At 67.8% G+C, this 20,043-nt stretch carries 18 protein-coding genes; 14 read left to right on the top strand and 4 right to left on the bottom strand.

Features of this window, described 5'->3' with window-relative positions; translation table 11 throughout:
* Positions 1–258 precede the first annotated feature (258 nt).
* The 12 genes from nifA (at position 259) to A6W98_RS22380 (ending at position 13,152) form a co-directional block, all read left to right on the top strand.
* The gene (gene nifA / locus A6W98_RS14865; RefSeq protein WP_052678084.1) at positions 259–2,052 is read left to right on the top strand and encodes a nif-specific transcriptional activator NifA; all 1,794 of its coding nucleotides are present in this window, start codon (positions 259–261) and stop codon (positions 2,050–2,052) included.
* Between the two features lie 265 nt (positions 2,053–2,317).
* Positions 2,318–3,799, top strand: coding sequence for a nitrogenase cofactor biosynthesis protein NifB (gene nifB / locus A6W98_RS14870; protein WP_042462667.1), 1,482 nt, complete (start codon positions 2,318–2,320; stop codon positions 3,797–3,799).
* A gap of 33 nt (positions 3,800–3,832) precedes the next feature.
* Positions 3,833–4,027, top strand: a complete 195-nt coding sequence (locus tag A6W98_RS14875; RefSeq protein WP_042462669.1) for a 4Fe-4S dicluster domain-containing protein — start codon at positions 3,833–3,835, stop codon at positions 4,025–4,027.
* Between the two features lie 7 nt (positions 4,028–4,034).
* The gene (locus A6W98_RS14880) at positions 4,035–4,820 is read left to right on the top strand and encodes a 4Fe4S-binding leucine-rich repeat protein (RefSeq protein WP_042462670.1); all 786 of its coding nucleotides are present in this window, start codon (positions 4,035–4,037) and stop codon (positions 4,818–4,820) included.
* Entirely contained in the window at positions 4,807–5,094 is a 288-nt protein-coding gene (locus tag A6W98_RS14885; protein ID WP_042462671.1) for a nitrogen fixation protein NifZ, read from the top strand. The genes A6W98_RS14880 and A6W98_RS14885 overlap by 14 nt, the downstream gene beginning before the upstream one ends.
* Positions 5,091–5,300 (top strand): putative nitrogen fixation protein NifT, encoded by a 210-nt coding sequence (gene nifT, locus A6W98_RS14890; protein ID WP_042462674.1) that lies wholly within the window; start codon positions 5,091–5,093, stop codon positions 5,298–5,300. Before A6W98_RS14885 ends, nifT begins: the two co-directional genes overlap by 4 nt.
* A 5-nt stretch (positions 5,301–5,305) precedes the next feature.
* Positions 5,306–6,139 carry an SIR2 family NAD-dependent protein deacylase gene (locus tag A6W98_RS14895; RefSeq protein WP_042462676.1) on the top strand — a complete coding sequence of 278 codons (834 nt, stop codon included), beginning with the start codon at positions 5,306–5,308 and terminating at the stop codon, positions 6,137–6,139.
* A gap of 389 nt (positions 6,140–6,528) precedes the next feature.
* Entirely contained in the window at positions 6,529–7,404 is an 876-nt protein-coding gene (gene nifH / locus A6W98_RS14900; RefSeq protein WP_042462679.1) for a nitrogenase iron protein, read from the top strand.
* A gap of 58 nt (positions 7,405–7,462) precedes the next feature.
* Positions 7,463–8,935, top strand: a complete 1,473-nt coding sequence (nifD, locus tag A6W98_RS14905) for a nitrogenase molybdenum-iron protein alpha chain (RefSeq protein ID WP_042462680.1) — start codon at positions 7,463–7,465, stop codon at positions 8,933–8,935.
* A gap of 95 nt (positions 8,936–9,030) precedes the next feature.
* A complete protein-coding gene (gene nifK, locus A6W98_RS14910) occupies positions 9,031–10,569 on the top strand; it encodes a nitrogenase molybdenum-iron protein subunit beta (protein WP_042462682.1) in 1,539 nt (512 codons plus the stop codon).
* Between the two features lie 300 nt (positions 10,570–10,869).
* Entirely contained in the window at positions 10,870–12,789 is a 1,920-nt protein-coding gene (locus A6W98_RS14915; protein ID WP_042462684.1) for a heavy metal translocating P-type ATPase, read from the top strand.
* Positions 12,790–12,900: 111 nt separating this feature from the next.
* Complete coding sequence (locus A6W98_RS22380) at positions 12,901–13,152, top strand: hypothetical protein (RefSeq protein ID WP_414478772.1); 252 nt, start codon at positions 12,901–12,903, stop codon at positions 13,150–13,152.
* A gap of 102 nt (positions 13,153–13,254) precedes the next feature.
* Here the strand turns inward: A6W98_RS22380 and A6W98_RS14920 are convergent, their stop codons facing one another.
* The 4 genes from A6W98_RS14920 to zwf all read right to left on the bottom strand — a co-directional run bounded on the left by A6W98_RS14920 (position 13,255) and on the right by zwf (position 17,394).
* On the bottom strand, positions 13,255–13,524 hold the full coding sequence (locus A6W98_RS14920) for a hypothetical protein (RefSeq protein WP_042462687.1): 270 nt from the start codon (positions 13,522–13,524) through the stop codon (positions 13,255–13,257).
* 102 nt (positions 13,525–13,626) lie between these two features.
* Positions 13,627–15,276, bottom strand: a complete 1,650-nt coding sequence (pgi, locus tag A6W98_RS14925; protein ID WP_264580091.1) for a glucose-6-phosphate isomerase — start codon at positions 15,274–15,276, stop codon at positions 13,627–13,629.
* 4 nt (positions 15,277–15,280) lie between these two features.
* Entirely contained in the window at positions 15,281–15,943 is a 663-nt protein-coding gene (pgl, locus tag A6W98_RS14930) for a 6-phosphogluconolactonase (RefSeq protein WP_042462690.1), read from the bottom strand.
* Positions 15,940–17,394, bottom strand: coding sequence for a glucose-6-phosphate dehydrogenase (gene zwf / locus A6W98_RS14935; RefSeq protein ID WP_042462691.1), 1,455 nt, complete (start codon positions 17,392–17,394; stop codon positions 15,940–15,942). The genes pgl and zwf overlap by 4 nt, the downstream gene beginning before the upstream one ends.
* Before the next feature lie 608 nt (positions 17,395–18,002).
* On the opposite strand from zwf, the gene A6W98_RS14940 reads away from it, so the two are divergent.
* Positions 18,003–19,556, top strand: coding sequence for a GMC oxidoreductase (locus A6W98_RS14940; protein ID WP_042462694.1), 1,554 nt, complete (start codon positions 18,003–18,005; stop codon positions 19,554–19,556).
* An 8-nt stretch (positions 19,557–19,564) separates the two neighbouring features.
* Complete coding sequence (locus A6W98_RS14945; RefSeq protein ID WP_042462697.1) at positions 19,565–19,891, top strand: hypothetical protein; 327 nt, start codon at positions 19,565–19,567, stop codon at positions 19,889–19,891.
* Positions 19,892–20,043: the final 152 nt, after the last annotated feature.

Genomic DNA, 20,043 nt, shown 5'->3' on the forward strand with positions numbered 1-20,043 from the left:
GCCCCCTTGCTGTCGGGTAGCCCGGATGGCGGCCAGGCCGCGGCCGGTCCGACCTATTCCATGAATCGCCACAGCCTTGTCGGAATCACTTCACATGAATGCCGAAATATCCGGCAGCGCGAGATCTTCTGTCTGCGTTTCGGGCAGCCCGGTTCGAAAAAACGGAATATGAGCTGTCATTTTGTCCCGTTTCGGACAAGACCATGGACAAGCGCCGGGATGCATCGGACTCTGCAACCAGAAGCATAGAGATGCGCGATGCCTTCCTCCATTATTCCCCAAAGCGGCAGCCCCGCGCTGCCCCAATTCGATATTCACGAGCGGTTTCCGCTCGATACGGTCTGCGAGGCCGCCAAGATCCTGACCGGCGCAAGCGACCCGGTCGCGGCCATGCCCTCGGTGCTGAACGTGTTGTCCTCGTTCATGGGCCTCAGGATGGGCGCGCTGGCCCTGCTTGACGACAGCGGCTCAGGGGCCAGCGGGAACGGGGCCGGCGGGAACGGGGTCAATCCCTTTGCGATCGCGGCCACGACGCAGGGCGCGGCCAGCGCGCCTGCAACCAGCCGCGCGATGCCGGTCGGGGCCACCAGGGCGGTGTTCCGGACCGGGGTGGCGCTTGTGTCCTGCGACGTGGCGAGCGAGCTCGGGCCCGACGCGCTTCCGCCGCAGGCGCCGCATGACCGCTTCGCCTTCATCGCTGTCCCGATCCGCGAACAGGTGCATTCGCCCTATGTGATCGGCGTGCTCGGCGCCTGGCGCGACCTGACCGAGGATCTCTATCCCAATATCGACGAGGATCAGCGGGTGATGACCATGGTCGCCGCCATCCTCGAACAGTCGGTCAAGTTCCGCCGCCTGGTCGCGCGCGACCGCGAACGGCTGATGGAAGAGGCGCGGCTGGCGCTGCGCCAGGCCAATGAGAAGGCCGCCGCCGAGGCGCCGCTGCCGGCCGAACCGATCAAGGGCATCATCGGCGACAGCCCCGCGATCAAGTCGGTGATCGCGCAGATCCGCAAGGTGGCGACCACCCGGACGCCGGTGCTTCTGCGCGGTGAAAGCGGCACCGGCAAGGAGCTGTTCGCCCGCGCGGTGCATGCGCTGTCGGATCGCAAGGACAAGCCCTTCGTCAAGGTCAACTGCGCGGCGCTGAGCCAGACGCTGCTGGAATCCGAGCTGTTCGGCCATGAGAAAGGCTCCTTCACCGGGGCGATGGCGCAGAAGAAGGGGCGGTTCGAGCTGGCCGACAAGGGCACGCTCTTTCTCGACGAGATCGGCGAGATCGGCCCCGAATTTCAGGTCAAGCTGCTTCGCATCCTGCAGGAGGGCGAATTCGAGCGGGTCGGCGGCACCCGGACCTTGCGTGTCGATGTGCGGCTGGTGACGGCGACCAACCGCGATCTCGAGGCGGCGGTGGCGCGCGGCGCGTTCCGGGCCGATCTTTACTTCCGGATCTGCGTGGTGCCGATCCTGCTGCCGCCGCTGCGCGACCGGCTGGAGGACGTGCCGCAGCTGGCCCAGGCCTTCCTCGACCGCTTCAACCAGCAGAACGGCATGAACAAGCGGATGACGCCGCAGGCGGTCTCGGCGCTGGCGCGCTGCCAGTTCCCGGGCAATGTGCGCGAGCTGGAGAACTGCATCAGCCGGGTCGCGGCGCTGTCCTCGGGGACCGAGATCGGGGCGCAGGAGCTGGCCTGCCATCAGGGCACCTGCCTGTCGGCCGAGCTCTGGCGGATGCAGACGGGCGAGCAATCGCCCATCGGCGGGCTGGCCGCCGCGGTGCGCACGCCGCTGCCGGTGATCGACAGCGGCACGGGCCAGTGCCCGCCTGCCGCCGCCTGCCCGGCCGGCTTCGGCGAACCGCCGGTTGCCCCGCCCGCCGGTCGCCCCCCGGCCGCCTTCGCCCCCGAGCCGCAGGACGAGCGCGCGCGTCTGATCGATGCGATGGAGCGCGCGGGCTGGGTCCAGGCCAAGGCCGCGCGGCTGCTGGGCCTGACCCCGCGCCAGATCGGCTATGCGCTGAAGAAACACGACATCCCGCTTCGAAAATTCTGATCCTGACCGCGCAAGGCGGATGACGGGCGGCCCGGGACCGGTGCCGCCCGTCATATATTCCGGACCGGCAAACCGATCCGCCCCGACATCGAATGTCGGGTTTCATACGTTTGTCGCCCCCCCATGTTCCTTGCCCGCCTCACCGCCCTGCCGCAGCCCCCATAAAAAAAGGGGACTGCCGCATCGCCCGGTCCTGGCACGCTTTGTGCTTCCACCCTTATGGAAGCCGATTTACGGAACCCGATTTCTGCGAGGAGACGTGCCCATGTCCGCCACCCTGATCCCGATTTCCGGCCTGCAGGTCGCGTCCCGCAAGGACATGGGCGCGGCGCTGGCCAAAGGCGGCGGCTGCAGCGCGGGCTCCTGCGGGTCGTCGCAGGGACCGGCCGACATGGACCCGGAGACCTGGGCCAAGGTCAAGGACCACCCCTGCTATTCGGAAGAGGCGCATCACTACTTCGCGCGGATGCATGTCGCCGTCGCCCCCGCCTGCAACATCCAGTGCAACTACTGCAACCGCAAATACGACTGCGCCAATGAAAGCCGCCCGGGCGTGGTCTCGGAACGGCTGACGCCCGAGCAGGCGGCGCGCAAGGTGCTGGCGGTCGCGGCCTCGGTGCCGCAGCTTTCGGTGCTGGGCATCGCCGGCCCCGGGGACGCGGCCTATGACTGGCGCCGCACCAGGGCCACCTTCGAGCTGGTCGCGAAGGACCTGCCCGACATCAAGCTGTGCCTGTCGTCGAACGGGCTCGCCCTGCCCGATCATGTCGACGAGATCGTGGCGATGAACATCGACCATGTCACCATCACCATCAATGCCATCGACCCCGAAATCGGGCAGCATATCTACCCCTGGATCTTCCATGACGGCAAACGCCGCAGCGGGATCGAGGCCGCCACCATCCTGCGCGACCGGCAGCTGCGAAGCCTCGAGATGCTGCATGAGCGGGGCGTGCTGGTGAAGGTCAATTCGGTGCTGATCCCGGGGCTCAATGACGAACATCTGATCGAGGTGAACAAGGCCGTGAAGGCCCGGGGCGCCTTCCTGCACAACATCATGCCGCTGATCTCGGACCCGGCGCATGGCACCCATTTCGGGCTGACCGGCCAGCGCGGGCCGACCGGCGCCGAGCTGAAGAAGGTGCAGGATGCCTGCGCGGGCGGTGCCAACCTGATGCGCCATTGCCGCCAGTGCCGCGCCGATGCGGTCGGGCTTCTGGGCGAGGATCGCGGCCAGGACTTCACCCTCGACAAGCTGCCCGAAGAGATCGGGGATGCGACCGAAGCCCGGAGCGCCTATCGCGACTGGGTCGCCGAGGAACGCCGCGACCGCGCCGCCGCCACGGCCGAGGCCGAGGCCGCCGTCGCCGAGACCGCGAAACCCGCGCTGTTTGCCGTCTGCACCCGCGGCTCGGGGCGCATCAACCTGCATTTCGGCAAGGCGACCGAGTTCCAGATCTACGAGGCCGATGCCCGGGGCATCCGCTTCGTCGGCCACCGCCGCGCCGACAATTACTGCCTCGGCGGGCATGGCGACACCGCCCGCATGGACGAGATCCTGCGGGTGCTGGGCGACGTGCCCTACCTGCTCTGCTCGAAGATCGGAGACGGCCCCAGGAAACGCCTGGCCGAGGCGGGTATCGAGGCCATCGACGGCCTCGCCCAGGACTATATCGAGACGGCCATCGCCGCTGTTCTGCACTCGAAACAAACCGCGCGCCCCGGCCTGTCCGCCGAACGCGCCTGATCCCTGCCAAGACCAACCCGAAGGAGACAGCCCATGGCCCTGAAAATCGTCAAATCGCAATGCACCGTCTGCGGCGCCTGCGAATTCGAATGCCCGAACGCCGCCATCAAGTTCAAGGGCGAAGGCTATATCATCGACGCCGAGAAATGCACCGAATGCGAGGGCCAGTTCGACACGCCGCAATGCGCCGCGGTCTGCCCGGTGCCGAACACCTGCGTTCCGGCCTGAGCCCGCCATGGCCGGCGGTCCCGACCCGGTCGACTGGCAGGGAGAGGCGCTTGACTGCGCCGCCTGCGGGTTTGCCGGGCTCTTGGCCCGTCGGCGATGCGGCCCCGGCTGGTCCTGCGCGTTCGACCGCTACGCACCAAGGATTGCGCGGTTCTTCATGATGAACCCCGAGGCCGCCGAAAGCTGCCTCGACGATCCCTATCCCGAGACCCGCGCCCATGCCGCGCGGGTCGCCAACATCTTCCGCCTGCGCCCGCTGCTGGGCGATCCCGACCCGGGCGTGCGCGCGGTCGCGGCGATCCGCCTGCCCGCCGCGCAGTCGAAGGCCGCGTTGGAGGATCCAGACCGCGAGGTGCGGATCGCGCTGGCCTGGCGGATGCCCTTTGCCGATCTGGTGCCGCTCCTGCGCGACCCGGACCCGTTCGTGCGGCAGGTCGCGGCCCGGCGGGCCGATCCCGGCGTGCTGCCGATCCTCGCCCATGACCCCGCCCCCGAGATCCGCAAGCTGGTCGCCGAACGGGTGGCGCCGCGCTGGCTGGAGACACTGATCGCCGACCCCGATCCGGAGGTGCGCCGCGCCGTCGCCCGGCGGATCGCCCCCGGCCGGCTGGCGCCGCTGGCCCGCGATGCCGATCTGAGGGTCCGCCATGCCGTGGCCGAGCGTGCCGGGGCCGATCTTGCCCGCGGGCTGCTGGACGATCCCGAGGAGCCGGTGCGCCAGGCCGCGGCCGAAAGGCTGGCCGAGCTCGCCACCCCTCCCCCCGCCGAAAGGAACAGCGATGTCGACCGATGACAGGGAAATCGAGATCTACCGCCCGCCCGCCTTCCAGCCCGGCGAGAAGGTCCGCGCCCGCAAGCATATCCGCAATGACGGCACCGTGCCGGGCCGCGAGATCGGCGAATTCGTCGTCCGCAAGGGCGAGGTGGGCTATGTCCGCGACATCGGCACCTTCCTGCAGCAGTTCTACGTCTACGCGGTCGAATTCATCGACAGCCGCGCCATCGTCGGCATGCGCCGCGACGAACTCGTCAGCCTCGACACCCCCGCCAAGGAGACACCGGCATGAAGATCACCGTTCGCGACACCGCCAAGGGCATGGAAGTCTATGTCGCCAAGAAGGACCTCGAAGAGCTCATCGTCGAAGCCGAGCATCCCGGCATCTGGGGCGGCTGGGCCAGGCTGACCAATGGCTGGGTGTTCGACATGCCCGCCTATGACACCCCTCCCGCGCTGCCGGTGACGATCGACGCCCGGCGCCTGTCGACGGAGTAGGAAATATGGGCGCCGCAGACCGACTGTCAGACCTTCTCGACGAGGTCGCTTCCGGGCGCCGCGTCCCCTATCTGGGCGCGGGTGTCGCCGCCATGGCGGGCGGCGACCAGCCGGCCTCGCCCGAGGCACTCTGCGCCGCGATCGAGGCCAGGGTGCGCGCGCCCAAACGCGCCTCGGGCAATCTCTGGTCCGTGGCGCAATATGTCGAGGGCCGCCGGTTTCGCCGCACCCTCGACGCCATCGTCCAGGAGACCTTCGCGGCGCGTCCCGAGCCCGGGCCGCTGCATCGCTGGATCGCGCAGGTCCGTCCGCCGCTGGTGGTCGATGCCTGGTATGACGGCGTGCTTCTCGACGCCGCGGGCGCCGAGGGCCGCGGCGACTGGGGCCTTGTGCAGGGCGTCAGCCGCCATGGCGAATGGTCCGAGATCTGGACCCGCGCCTATGACGCCGCCGGCAACCTGATCGGCGAAGAGCCCGATCCCGCCTGGCAGATGCTGATCTACAAGCCGCACGGGCTGATCCGCGAGGGCCATGCCTATCTGATCTCCGACAATGACTATGTCGAGGTCCTGACAGAAATCGACATCCAGTCGCCGATCCCCGAAGAGGTGCAGGCCCGCCGCACCGGCCGGCCCTTCCTGTTTCTCGGCTGCCGCTTCGACGACCAGATGCTCAGGACCTTCGCCCGCCAGATCGCGAAACGCTCGGCCCCGGGCCATGCCGCGGTGATCGAGGGCAAGCTGACCCGGATGGAGACGCGCTTTCTCGAGGAACTCGGGATCGAGCGGCTCGACCTGCCGCTTGCCGGGGTCGCCGAGGCGCTCGCCGCGACCGCCTGACCCCAGTTCCGCGACAGGTTCTGCGGCGCGCGCGTGCCGCGCGCATGGTTTCAGCTGACGGCCCCTTCGGGGGCCGTCCTCGTCTGGGGTATTTCCGCCAAGAAGAAACGGGCCCCGGTAGCTCCCTCCTCTGGTTCTTCTTGGCCCAAATACCCATGACAGAACGCCGGATGCGGGCGCGCGGCCGGAAGCGGGGCGGAATTGTCGGGGCTTTGTCGCGTTCGGCACATCCCCGAAAGGCCGGGACCTTCCGCATATCCCATTGTTTTTATGAACTTCTGATTTTCTCACCCGCTTGGCACGCTTCCTGCTTGGTTTCTTCCGAGAGCGGCCGCGATGCCTTCTCGCGACACGACACGGAAACGAACCTAGCTACAAAGGATATCCCCATGGGCTCTCTGAGACAGATCGCCTTCTACGGTAAGGGTGGGATCGGCAAGTCGACCACCTCGCAAAACACGCTGGCCGCCCTGGTCGAGATGGGTCAGAAGATCCTGATCGTCGGCTGCGACCCCAAGGCGGACTCGACCCGTCTGATCCTCAACACCAAGCTGCAGGACACCGTGCTGCACCTCGCTGCCGAAGCGGGCTCGGTCGAGGATCTCGAGCTCGAGGACGTGATGAAGATCGGCTACAAGGGCATCAAATGCACCGAGGCCGGCGGCCCCGAGCCGGGCGTCGGCTGCGCCGGTCGCGGCGTGATCACCGCGATCAACTTCCTTGAAGAGAACGGCGCCTACGAAGACGTGGACTACGTCTCCTACGACGTGCTGGGCGACGTGGTCTGCGGCGGTTTCGCCATGCCGATCCGCGAGAACAAGGCCCAGGAAATCTACATCGTCATGTCGGGCGAGATGATGGCGCTTTACGCCGCCAACAACATCTCGAAAGGCATCCTGAAATACGCCAATTCCGGCGGCGTGCGGCTGGGCGGGCTGATCTGCAACGAACGCCAGACCGACCGCGAGCTGGAACTGGCCGAGGCGCTGGCCGGCAAGCTGGGCTGCAAGATGATCCACTTCGTGCCGCGCGACAATATCGTGCAGCATGCCGAATTGCGGCGCGAGACCGTGATCCAATACGCCCCCGAAAGCCAGCAGGCCGAGGAATACCGCCAGCTCGCCACCAAGATCCATGGTAATTCGGGCCAGGGCGTCGTGCCCACGCCGATCACCATGGAAGAGCTGGAAGAGATGCTGATGGATTTCGGCATCATGCAGTCCGAGGAAGACCGGCTCGCCGCCATCGCCGAAGCCGAGGCCTGAGTATCGCGGGGCCGGCACGCAGATCGGCCCCCCCACCCCGCCCCAAGGAGCCAGCCAGATGGCAAAAGACATTCCCGATCCGATCGCGCCCGAAAAGCTGATCGAAGAGGTCCTTTCGGCCTACCCCGCCAAAGCCCAGAAGAAGCGCGCCAAGCACCTGAACGTGGCGGCGCCCGCTCCCGAGGGCGAGACCGAGATCGCGTCAAAATGCGACACGGTCAAATCGAACATCAAGTCGGTCCCCGGCGTGATGACCATCCGCGGCTGTGCCTATGCAGGCTCCAAGGGCGTGGTCTGGGGGCCGGTCAAGGACATGGTCCATATCAGCCACGGCCCCGTCGGCTGCGGCCACTATTCCTGGTCGCAACGCCGGAACTACTATACCGGAACCACCGGCGTCGACAGCTTCGTGACCTTCCAGTTCACGACCGATTTCCAGGAAAAGGACATCGTCTTCGGCGGCGACAAGAAGCTGGAAAAGACGATCGACGAGATCAACGCGCTGTTCCCGCTGTCGAAGGGCATCACGGTGCAATCGGAATGCCCGATCGGCCTGATCGGCGACGATATCGAGGCCGTGGCCAGGAAAAAGAAGAAGGACGTGAACAAGACCATCGTTCCCGTCCGCTGCGAGGGCTTTCGCGGCGTCTCGCAATCGCTGGGCCACCACATCGCCAATGACGCGATCCGCGACTGGGTGTTCAACGGCGGCGAGGAATCGAGCTACGAGCCCGGCCCCTATGACGTCAACATCATCGGCGACTACAATATCGGCGGCGACGCCTGGGCCTCGCGCATGCTGCTGGAAGAGATCGGGCTGAACGTGGTCGGCTCCTGGTCGGGCGATGCGACGCTGGCCGAGATCGAGAACGCGCCGAAGGCCAGGCTGAACCTCATCCACTGCTACCGGTCGATGAACTACATCTGCCGCTACATGGAAGAGAATTACGGCGTCGGCTGGATGGAATACAACTTCTTCGGTCCGTCGCAGATCGCCGCGAGCCTGCGCGCCATCGCCGCCAAGTTCGACAAGACCGTCCAGGACAAGGCCGAGGAGGTCATCGCCAAGTACCAGCCGCTGGTCGACGCGGTGCTGGCCAAATACAAGCCCCGCCTCGAAGGCAAGAAGGTGATGCTTTATGTCGGCGGGCTGCGGCCGCGCCACGTGGTCGACGCCTATCACGATCTCGGCATGGAGATCTGCGGCACCGGCTACGAATTCGCCCATGGCGACGATTACAAGCGGACCGGCGAATACATCAAGGAAGGCACGCTGATCTACGACGACGTCACGGGCTACGAGCTCGAGAAGTTCATCGAAGGCATGCGCCCCGACCTCGTGGGCTCGGGCATCAAGGAAAAATACCCGGTGCAGAAGATGGGCATCCCGTTCCGCCAGATGCACAGCTGGGACTATTCCGGCCCCTATCACGGCTATGACGGCTTCGCGATCTTCGCCCGCGACATGGATCTCGCGATCAACAACCCGGTCTGGGGCCTGTTCGACGCGCCCTGGAAGAAATCGGCCTGACGCCCTTCGGCGGGGGGCCGAGACCTCCCGCCCGCTCCCTCAACCCTTTCGGCCGCGTCTCGGAATGCGGACGGCCCGAAGAAGGATCCCAAGCCATGCCCCAATCGGCAGACAAGGTGCTCGACCACAACAAGCTGTTCCACGAGCCCGAATACAAGGAAATGTTCAAGAACAAGCGGGCGACGTTCGAGAATGCGCCGACCGCGCCCCAGGTGACCGAGATCCTCGACTGGACCAAGTCCTGGGACTACCGCGAGAAGAACCTCGCCCGCGAGGCTCTGGTCATCAACCCCGCCAAGGCCTGCCAGCCGCTGGGCGCGGTCTTCGCGGCGGCGGGCTATGAAGGCACCATGAGCTTCGTGCACGGCTCGCAGGGCTGCGTCGCCTATTACCGCTCGCATCTGTCGCGCCACTTCAAGGAACCGGCCTCGGCGGTGTCCTCGTCGATGACCGAGGATGCGGCGGTCTTCGGCGGGCTGGTGAACATGGTCGACGGGCTCGCCAATACCTACGCGCTCTACCAGCCCAAGATGATCGCCGTCTCGACCACCTGCATGGCCGAGGTGATCGGCGACGACCTCAACTCGTTCATCATCCAGGCCAAGGAAAAGGGCTCGGTCCCCGAGGAATTCGACGTGCCCTTCGCCCATACCCCGGCCTTCGTGGGCAGCCACGTGGACGGCTATGACAACATGCAGAAGGGCATCCTGACCCATTTCTGGAAGGGGGCCGAGCGGAGCGAGACCGACAGCATCAACATCATCCCCGGCTTCGACGGCTTCGCGGTCGCCAATATCCGCGAGATGAACCGGATGCTGGGCGAGATGGGCGTCGACTACACCGTCCTGTGCGACGTATCGGATGTCTACGACACCCCCTCGGACGGCAATTTCCAGATGTATGCCGGCGGCACGAAGCTTGATGACGTCAAGGCCGCGGTCAACGCGAAGGCCACGCTGTCACTGCAGGAATATTGCACCAAGCGGACGCTCGAATTCTGCGAGGAGGTCGGCCAGAAGACCGCCGCGCTCCACTACCCGATGGGCGTCGCGGGCACCGACGAGTTCCTGATGACGGTCTCGGAGCTGACCGGCAAGGAGGTTCCCGCCAGCCTGACGCTGGAACGCGGCCGCCTCGTCGATGCGATGGCCGACAGCCAGGCCTATCTGCACGGCAAGACCTACGCGATCTACGGCGATCCCGACTTCGTCTATGCGATGGCCAAGTTCGTGATGGAAACCGGCGGCGAGCCCACCCATTGCCTCGCCACCAACGGGTCGAAGGCCTGGGCCAAGAAGATGCAGGCGCTGCTGGACAGCTCGCCCTTCGGCAAGGGCTGCCAGGTCTGGGCCGGCAAGGACCTCTGGCACCTGCGCTCGATCCTCGCGACCGAACCCGCCGACCTTCTGATCGGCAACAGCTATGGCAAGTATATCGAGCGTGACCTGAACATTCCGCTGATCCGGCTCACCTTCCCGATCTTCGACCGCCACCACCACCACCGCTTCCCGACCTTCGGCTATCAGGGCGGGCTGACGGTTCTGGTCAAGATCCTCGACACCATCTTCGACAAGCTCGACACCAATACGGGGACCCTGGGCGAGACCGACATCTCGTTCGATCTTACCCGCTGACGCATCCCGAACGGCCCCGGCGATCCTGTCCCAAGCCAGGTCCCTCGCCGGGCTCCGTGCATCCCCGGGAGCGTCTCCCCGGCCTGCGGCCGGTCCTTACGGGCCGGCCGCATGTCTTTGCGCACCCCGCTCCGGACGCCGACAGAGGCGCATGGTCGCGTTCCGCTCAAGATGCCTGACGCGATGCCCCGCAAAGGGATATACCGCAAACGGATATACCGCAGACGCAGCCCCGCCAGCCCGTGTCCGGACCGGAGCGCCTATCCGGCCAGACGCCAGCCAGATCGAAAGACGACCGCGATGCCGACGCGCTCCGAGGATGCCCGCCGCCTGATCCTGACCGGGGTGACCCTGGCCGGGATGCTGACAGCCGCCGCGCTGCATTGGGGACCGTTCCCCGCGACCGGCTGGCCGCATATGGCCGCCACGGCCGCGCTGGCGCTTGTCTACATGGCAGGAGGAATTCCGGCCGGGGCACGCGCGCTCCACGCCCTCTGGACCGAGCGCGCGCTCGATATCGACCTGTTGATGGTGATCGCGGCACTCGCGGCGGCGGCCGTCGGCGCAACGGCCGAGGGCGCGGTGCTGCTGACGCTGTTCAGCCTGTCGACCACGCTCGAACATCGCGCCATCGGCCGCGCCCGACGCGCCATCGAGGCGCTGATGGAGCTGCGCCCCGACCGCACGCTCCGGCGCAGGGCCTCGGGCGACACCGAAGAGGTCGCGGTGGCCGATCTGGCGCCGGGCGACATCGTGATATTGCGCCCCGGCGCGCGGGTGCCGGTCGACGGCACGATCCGCGAGGGCGAAGGGGCGATCGACGAATCCACCATCACCGGCGAATCCGTCCCGGTCCACAAGCAGCCCGGTGCGCAGGTCTTCGAGGCGACGGTGAACCTGCATGGCGTGCTGGCGGTCGAGGTCACCCGGCCGCTTGCCGAAAGCACCGTGGCCCGGATGATCGCGCTGGTGACCGAGGCCCAGGCCGCCCGCGCGCCCTCGGAACGCTTCTCGGAATGGTTCGGCCAGCGCTATACCATCGCCGTGCTGGCGGGCGCGGTGCTGGCCTTCGCCGCCTTCCTCTGGCTCGGCCTTGGCTGGCACGCGGCGCTTTACAAGGCGGCGACGCTTCTGGTCGCGGCCAGCCCCTGCGCCATCGTGATCTCGGTTCCGGCCGCGATCCTGTCGGCGCTGTCGGCCTCGGCCCGGGGAGGCGTGTTGTTCAAGGGCGGCGCCGCGCTCGAGACGCTGGCCCGGGTCGACAGTTTCGCCTTCGACAAGACCGGCACCCTGACCACCGGGCGGCAGGAGGTGGTCGAACTGGCCTGCGAGGGCGATCCCGATATCTTCCTCGCGCGGCTGGCCGGGCTCGAGGCCCATTCCGAACACCCGATCGCCGATGCGATCCGCCGCGCCGCCACCGCCCGCGGCCTGAGCCCGCTTGCCGTGCGCGAGGCCCGCGCGGTGCCCGGCGAGGGCATGGTGGGGGTCGATGACGAGGGCGTGCTCTGGGCGGGCAATGAACGGCTGGCGGCACGGATGGGCGCGAAGGACGCGCCGAGCGAGCGCCCCGCCCTGATCGGCGACCTCGACCGGCGGGCGCAGACGCTGGTTCTGCTGGGCCGCGGCGCGCGCTATCTCGGCGCGGTCACGGTCGAGGACCAGCCGCGTCCGACCGCCCGGCCCGGACTGGACGCGCTGCGGGCGCGGGGCATCGCAAGACTGGCGATGCTGACCGGCGACCGGCGCGCGGTGGCCGAGCGGATCGGCGCCGATCTCGGCATCGCGCCCGCCGAGATCCATGCCGAGCTGCGCCCCGAGGACAAGCTGCGGATCGTGGCCGGGCTGACCCGCTCGGGCCGGGTTGCCTTCGTCGGCGACGGGGTCAATGACGCGGCGGCGCTGGCGCGCGCCGATATCGGCATCGCGATGGGGGCCGCCGGGTCCGAGGTCGCGCTGCAGGCCGCCGATGTCGCGCTTCTGTCCGAGGATCTGGGCCGTCTGGCGGCGGCCCATGCGCTGTCGCGGCGCACGGCCCGGATCATCCGCCAGAACCTGATCTTCGCGATGGGCGCGATGGCGGTCCTGGTCGCCTCGGGGATCCTGTTCGACCTGCCGCTGCCAGTAGCGGTTGTGGGCCATGAGGGCGGCACCGTGCTGGTGGTGCTGAACGGGTTGCGCCTGCTGGCCGACCCGATCCGCCATCGCAGCGCCACCTGAGCCCCCGGGACACCAGTCGCGACAAGGGAGACGCACGGGACCCGTCAGGTAGATGCCTACCGCATCACGCCAGATTTCTCACGGCCCGGCCAGCCAACCGATAACGGCTTCATCGAGGCCGTCACCGGCAATCTCCGGATGGCGAGCGTGAACGCCCGCAGGTTCATCAGCCCTGCCGACGCCCGCGAAGAACCTAAGGATCGGCACAGAAGCAACACCGAAGACCGACAGCGCGCTCGAATACAAGCCATGCCTCATCCCGATGGTGCCACCGCCCTGCCCTCGGAAGACAAACGGAGCATTCCGGTTCCCGACGGTCCAGCACCCGGGCGCCGCACACCATCCCGCAGACGATGGCCATGATCCCACCGAGAGAGGCAGCTCATCCCGCGTCACGCGAAAAGGTCCGTCACCGGGAGAAAATCGCTCCGGTCAAAGGGCGCCCTGTCAGGACGAGAGGCGCGCTCAGCGGCGCAAACGGGGATCCACGGGCGCGGGCGCGGCCAAACCGGCCTTCGGGGCGACGTCGCCCATCCCGGCGGCACGCTCTTCGGCGGCCCAGCGGTCCCAGACCGCCTCGGCGATCTCGGCACGGGTCTTGCCGTCATCCTCCAGACTGCGGATCTGCCGAAACAGCAGCTCGGCATCCTGCACCATGGCGCAAAGCTCGCAGAGCGTGTCCCCGTCCGATCCGAACACGCTCAGGACTTTCCCGCATTCCCGACAGGTCGACATCTTCGCTCCGCTCACAGCCCGCCCCAAGGCTAGGCCGAAAACCTGAACGAATCCTTTCCCCGATCCGGCCCCTCAGCCCCGCGCCGCCGCCAGATCAGAGGTTCAGCCCGCGGCGGCGATGAAATCGAGCAGTTGCGCGGTCGAGCCGTCCAGCGTCTCGGAACGAGGCCCGCCCTCCAGCAGCGGCTCGAGCGAGTTCGCCAGCTCCTTGCCGAGCTCGACCCCCCACTGGTCGAAGGAATTGATGCCGAGGATCACCCCCTCGGTGAAGACCCGGTGTTCGTAAAGCGCCACGATCTGGCCCAGCATCCGGGGCGTCAGCTGCGGATAGATCAGCGTGGTCGAGGGCCGGTTGCCGGGAAAGACCCGGTGGCGGGCCTGCCGTTCCAGCTCGTCGCCCTGAAAGCCGGCCTTGGCGGCAATGGCGCGGGCCGCCTCGATCCCGCGTCCCTCCATCAAGGCCTTGGACTGGGCCAGCACATTGGCCAGAAGCAGCCGGTGATGACGGGCCAGTTCGGGTTCATGGCCCCGCGCCGCGACCAGGAATTCGCAGGGCACGATCTGGGTGCCCTGATGGATCAGCTGATAGAAGGCATGCTGGCCATTGGTGCCGGGCTCGCCCCAGACCACGGGACCGGTCGGCCGCGAGACCGCCTGCCCGCTCATGGTCACGCTCTTGCCGTTGCTCTCCATCTCGAGCTGCTGGAGATAGGCCGGAAGCCGGGCCAGCCGCTGGTCATAGGGCAGCACCGCCCGCGTCGCATGGCCTTGCACCTGCGCATGCCAGATCCCCACCAGCGCCAGCAGGACCGGCAGGTTGGCCCGCAGCGGCGCGCTGCGGAAATGCGCGTCCATCGCCGCGCCGCCCGCGAGAAATTCATCAAAGCGTTCGGGGCCGATGGCGATCATCAGCGACAGCCCGATCGGCCCCCAGACCGAATAGCGCCCGCCGACCCAGTCCTCGAAGCCGAAGACCCGCTCGGGGGCGATGCCGAAATCGGCGGTCTTCTCCAGGGCCGAGGACAGCGCCACGAATTGCGCGCCCGGCTCGGACACCCGCGCCGCCATCCAGCCCCGCACCGTCTCGGCATTGGTCATGGTCTCGATGGTGGTGAAGGTCTTCGAGGCGACGATGACCAGCGTGGTCTCGGGATCGAGCCCCCTCAGCGTGTCGGCGGCATCGGCCCCGTCGACATTCGAGATGAAATGGCAGCGCGGTCCGTCATGATAGGGCGCCAGCGCGAGGCAGGCCATGGCGGGGCCGAGATCCGAGCCGCCGATGCCGATATTGACGACATCGGTGATCGGCCCGCCCTGCCCGCAAATGCCGCCGCCCCGGATCTCGCGGGAGAAGCCGCGCATCCTCAGAAGCGTCTCGCGCAGACCCGGCATCACGTCGCGCCCGTCAAGCGCGACCTTGCCCTCGGGATTGCGCAGCGCGCTGTGCAGGACCGCCCGGCCTTCGGTCTCGTTGATCCGGCGGCCCGCGAACATCGCGTCGCGCCGGGCCTGGACACCGGCGGCGATGGCCAGTTCGATCAGCAGCTCGAGCGTTTCCTCGTCGATATTGGTCTTCGAGAAATCGAACAGCATCTCTTCGGCATCGGTTGCGGCGGCGGCCGCCGACTGGCCGGCGAACCGGACCGAAAAGGCCGCGGCACGGCCCCTGTCCTCGAACAGCGCCGTCAGGGGGCGGGTCGCGGCCCGGCCCGCCTGGGCGTCGAGCCGTTCCCAGATCGTCGAAAGCGTCACGTCGTTACTCCGTCCAATGGACCGTTGCATCCTTCAGCACCGTGCAGACCGGCGCCAGATGCGGATCGGCCAGATCCGCCGCCTGTTCGAGCGCCGCCCGCTTGGCCGCCCCCGTGATCAGGATATGGGTGCTGAGCGCGCCCTGCAGAACCGGCGCGGTCAGGCTGATGCGCGGCTCGGGCTGGCCGGGCGGGGTGATCTGCATCACCGGCGGCGCCTCGGGCGAAAGCGCGGCGTCAAGCTCGGGCGCGCCCGGGAAAAGCGAGGCGGTATGCATGTCCTCGCCCATCCCCAGCACCAGCACGTTCAAGGGCAGCGCCCGGCGCACCCGGGTCGTGAGCCCCTCCATGCCGTCGGCGCCGGGGCGGAGGCCGACAAAGCGGGCCTCGGCCGCCTTGCCGGTCAGAAGCCGCGCCCGGATCATGCCCTCGTTCGAGCGCGGGTGATCGGGTGCGACCAGGCGTTCGTCGGTCGGCATCACCCGCACCCGCGCCCAGTCGAGGCTGCTGGCGCAGAGATCGTCGTAAAGCGGCCCCGGGGTGGTGCCGCCGGGCAGCGCGATGGTCACCCGGTCCTCGTGGAACAGCGCGTTGTTCAGCTCTCCCGCCAGCACATTGGCCAGCGCGATCATCATCATCTCGAGATCGGGATAGGTATGCAGCTTCATGGCCGGATCTCCCGCCAGCGCCGGCCGTCGCGATGCAGCAGCATCAGCGCATCCTCGGGCCCCGACCCGCCCGGATCATAGGGTTGCGGCCGGTCGCCGCGTGCTTCCCAGGCCGCGATGATCGGATCGGTCCAGGCCCAGGCCGCCTCGACCTCGTCGCCGCGCATGAAAAGCGTCTGGTTGCCGCGGATCACATCCATGATCAGCCTCTCATAGGCGTCGGGTATTTCCTGCGCCCCCGGGCCCAGCGCCTCGGCGAAGGACATGTCCAGAGGCACCTCGATCAGCCGCATGCCGCCCGGCCCCGGCTCCTTGATGGTGACCTTGAGCTTGATGCCCTCATTGGGCTGCAGCCGGATCACCAGCAGGTTGGCACGATGGCCCTCCTGATCGCCGAAGATCGAATGCGGCGGATCCTTGAAGGTGACGGCGATTTCCGAGGTCCGCGCGCGCAGCCGCTTGCCGGTGCGCAGATAGAAGGGCGTGCCCTTCCAGCGCCAGTTCGACACATGCGCCTTGAGCGCGACGAAGCTTTCGGTCCGGCTGTCGGGCGCCTCGACATCGTCGTGATAGCTGCCCATGCCGCCGCCCGCGCGGTACTGGCCGCGCACCAGATCGGCCGGGCGCACCGGGTCGAGCGCGCGGATCACCTTCAGCTTCTCGTCGCGGACGGCATCGGGTTCGAAGGCATAGGGCGGCTCCATCGCGATCAGGCACAGAAGCTGCATCATGTGGTTCTGCACCATGTCGCGCATCGCGCCCGACTTGTCATAATAGCCGCCACGGCCCGCGACGCCCACGGTCTCGGCCACGGTGATCTGGATATGGTCGACATATTGCGCCTTCCAGAGCGGCTCGAAAAGCATGTTGGCAAAGCGCACCGCCATCAGGTTCTGGACCGTTTCCTTGCCCAGATAATGGTCGATCCGGTAGATCTGGTGTTCGTCGAAATGCTCGGCCAGGGTGGCGTTCAGCGCGCGGGCCGAGGCAAGATCATGGCCGAAGGGCTTTTCCACCACGATCCGGCAGGTCTCGGCGTTCATGCCATGGGCATGCAGCCGCTCGGCCAGCGCGCCGAACAGCCCCGGCCCGACCGAAAAGTAATAGGCCTGCACCACATCGGGGCGCATCTTGGCGGCCAGCTCGGGCCAGCCATCCTCGCCGGTGGCATCGACCGCCACATAAGAGAGCCGCGTCAGGAACCGCTCGATCGCCTCGCGGTCGCGCTTCTTCTCGGGGATGGCGGCATGAATTGCGGCACGCACCAGGGTGCGGAAATCCTCGTCCCCCATCGGGCTGCGCGCGGCCCCGACGATGCGGGCGGCCTCGGGCAGCTGGCCGTCGGCATCGCGACGGTAAAGCCCGGGCAGGATCTTGCCGGTGGACAGGTCTCCGGTCGCGCCGAAGATGACGAGATCGAACGGATCGACCGGTATGACGCGTGAAACCATGACGCTTCCTTGGCATTGCCTGGCATTTACGGAAAGCGAGGGCTGCATCCGCGGGGTCCCCTGCGCGGCCTCCCTCATTCCCTGCGACCTGTCTAGCATCCCCCTGCCAACGCGCAACTGCCGAGCGCGCCGGAGCGGTCGCGATCTTGCCGCCACCGGCCCGCCGCGTCCGTGGGATGGGACCGCCCTTTGAGGGTACGGAACCGCCCGGTCCGAATGACAGAGCCGCCCGGTCCGGGCGAGGATACCGGGCTGGCGCGGCGTCGCGGGCAGGGCCGAGAGACGGGTCGAGGGGGCAGAACGAGCTGCGAGACACGGCTCGCGACGGCATCGGCTGCGGTTGCCTCCCGACCGAGCCCTGACCGCTCCGCAATCCTGCCGACCGGCGCGCCTCGACGTCACCGCGCGATATCACCGCGCCCTTGCCGCGACAGGCCGGAGCGCGGCGCTACAGTGGACGCGCCCTCCTCGCAACGCGGCCCGACACCGCATGGGCACCACGCCGGAATGCTTGACTTGGCGCCGAAGCCCCGCCCTACTCATTTCATTGAAGGCACGCGCCCGGGCCGCGCCCCCGGTCCGCCGATCCGCTCAGGAGGGTTGCAGCCATGGCTTTCGACAGCTTCCAGGACGCGCGCAGCTTTGCCGACGATCCCGGTCTCGAGGCCGATATCTGCATCATGGGGGCCGGAGCCGCGGGCATCACCCTGGCCTCGGCGCTGGCCGACAGCGGGCTGCGGGTCTGCCTGCTCGAAGCCGGGGGCATGGACATGGACCCGGTCGTCGAGGATGCCTCGATCGTTCCCGATATCGGCCGACCCTATGACGTGACCGCGAACCGGTTGAGGTTCTTCGGCGGCGCGACCAACCATTGGGGCGGGCATTGCGTCCGGCTCGAGCCCGACGATTTCGAGCCCAAGGAATGGATCCCGATGTCGGGCTGGCCGTTCGGCGCGGACACGCTTGCCCCCTATTACCGGCAGGCGCATGCCTTTCTCGGGCTCGGCGAGTACGAATACGACCCGGCGCCCGTGGCCCGCGCGCTCGGCACCCGGCTGATGCCCTTCGACGGGCCGATGCTGAAAAGCCAGCTCTCGCGCTATCGCCGGGTGTTCTACGGCGACGAATACGGCCCGCGCCTCGACAAGGCGGCCAATGTCCGGGTCGTGCTTTACGCCGATGTCTGCGACATCCGGCTGGGCGAGGCCACAGGCGAGACGGTGTCGCATGTGGTGGTACGCAGCCCGGCGGGGAACCGCTTCGACGTTCGCGCGCGCTATTTCGTGCTGGCGGCCGGGGGCATCGAGATCCCGCGGATGCTGCTGGTGGCGAATGGCCAGCGTCCGGCCGGTCTTGGTAACGAGAACGATCTGGTCGGCCGCTATTTCCAGGAACATCTGATGTTCAAGAGCGGGCTGCTGCTGCCCCGCGATCCCGCGGATGTGCTGCCGCTCTATCTGTCGGAAGTGCCCTATGGCGAGATCGCGGTGCGCTGTCACCTGGTGCTGACCGCCGAGGCGGTCCGGGCCAGGCGGATCGGCAAGTTCCGGAGCGAGTTCTATTCTCTGCCGCTCCGGCTGCGCGATCTGAGGGCGCTGCGCAGCGGCCGGATCGACGCCGCCGACATCGCCGGGCTCGTCAGCGATCCCTTCGGCACCGCCCGGGCCTATCGATGCGGCAGCAATGCCCGGCACGACACCTACGGGCTGTTCAACAATATCGAGCAGAGGCCCAACCCCGCCAGCCGCGTCTCGCTGCGCGCCGACAAGGATGCCTATGGGCGTCCGCAGGCCCAGCTCGACTGGCAGATCACCCGTCAGGACCATGACTGCATCCTCGCCGCCCATCAGGTCATCGCCCAGGAGGCCGGGCGGATCGGCTTCGGCCGGATGCGGATCGAGATCGATCCCGAACCCGAGATCTTCCTCGACGGGGTCGGCGGCGGCGGCCATCACATGGGCACGGTGCGCATGGCCGAGGACCCGCGCCGCGGCGTCACCGATGGCGACGGCCGGCTGCACAGCGTGGAAAATCTCTATGTCGCGGGCTCGGCGCTGTTTCCGACCGGCGGCTATCCGAACCCGACGCTCACCATCACCGCCATGGCCTTCCGGCTGTCCGATCACCTGAAGGCCCGGGCCGAACGGGAGGGGCTGCTGTGAGCCGCCTAGTGAAACGCCGTCATCTGATCCTGGGCGGGCTGGGGCTGGGGGCCGCAGGCTACATGGGCACGATCCTGACCGGTCTGGCCAGGCCCTGCGGCACCGGGCGCCCGCGTCTTGCCACCCTCGCCGGCCCGCGCCGGATTGCCAGGGAGCTGTTGCGTCAGGGCTATGTCGGTCGCAACGAAGCCACGGAGGCCAAGAGCCCCGAGGCCCTGGCCACCGCCGCGCAGCAGGATTTCGCCGCCGGAGACACGGTGATCTGCGACGGCTGGGTCCTGGCCCGAAGCGAGGCGGAATTCGCGCTGGCCTGCCTGCGCGACGACACCGCCTGAGCAGCGGACCGGGCGCCGCCCGCCCCTTCCGAGTCAACAGAGCCGGGCATGCCGCTCTCGCCGGACCGGCACACGCGCCCCGGGCCACCTATGCGATGCAGCCCCCCTCCCGGCGCATTCCCGAGACCTCCTGCGCAGAAGGCGGGTGTAAG

Source organism: Rhodovulum sulfidophilum DSM 1374 (genome assembly GCF_001633165.1).
In the GTDB taxonomy this organism is placed as follows: Bacteria; Pseudomonadota; Alphaproteobacteria; order Rhodobacterales; family Rhodobacteraceae; genus Rhodovulum; species Rhodovulum sulfidophilum.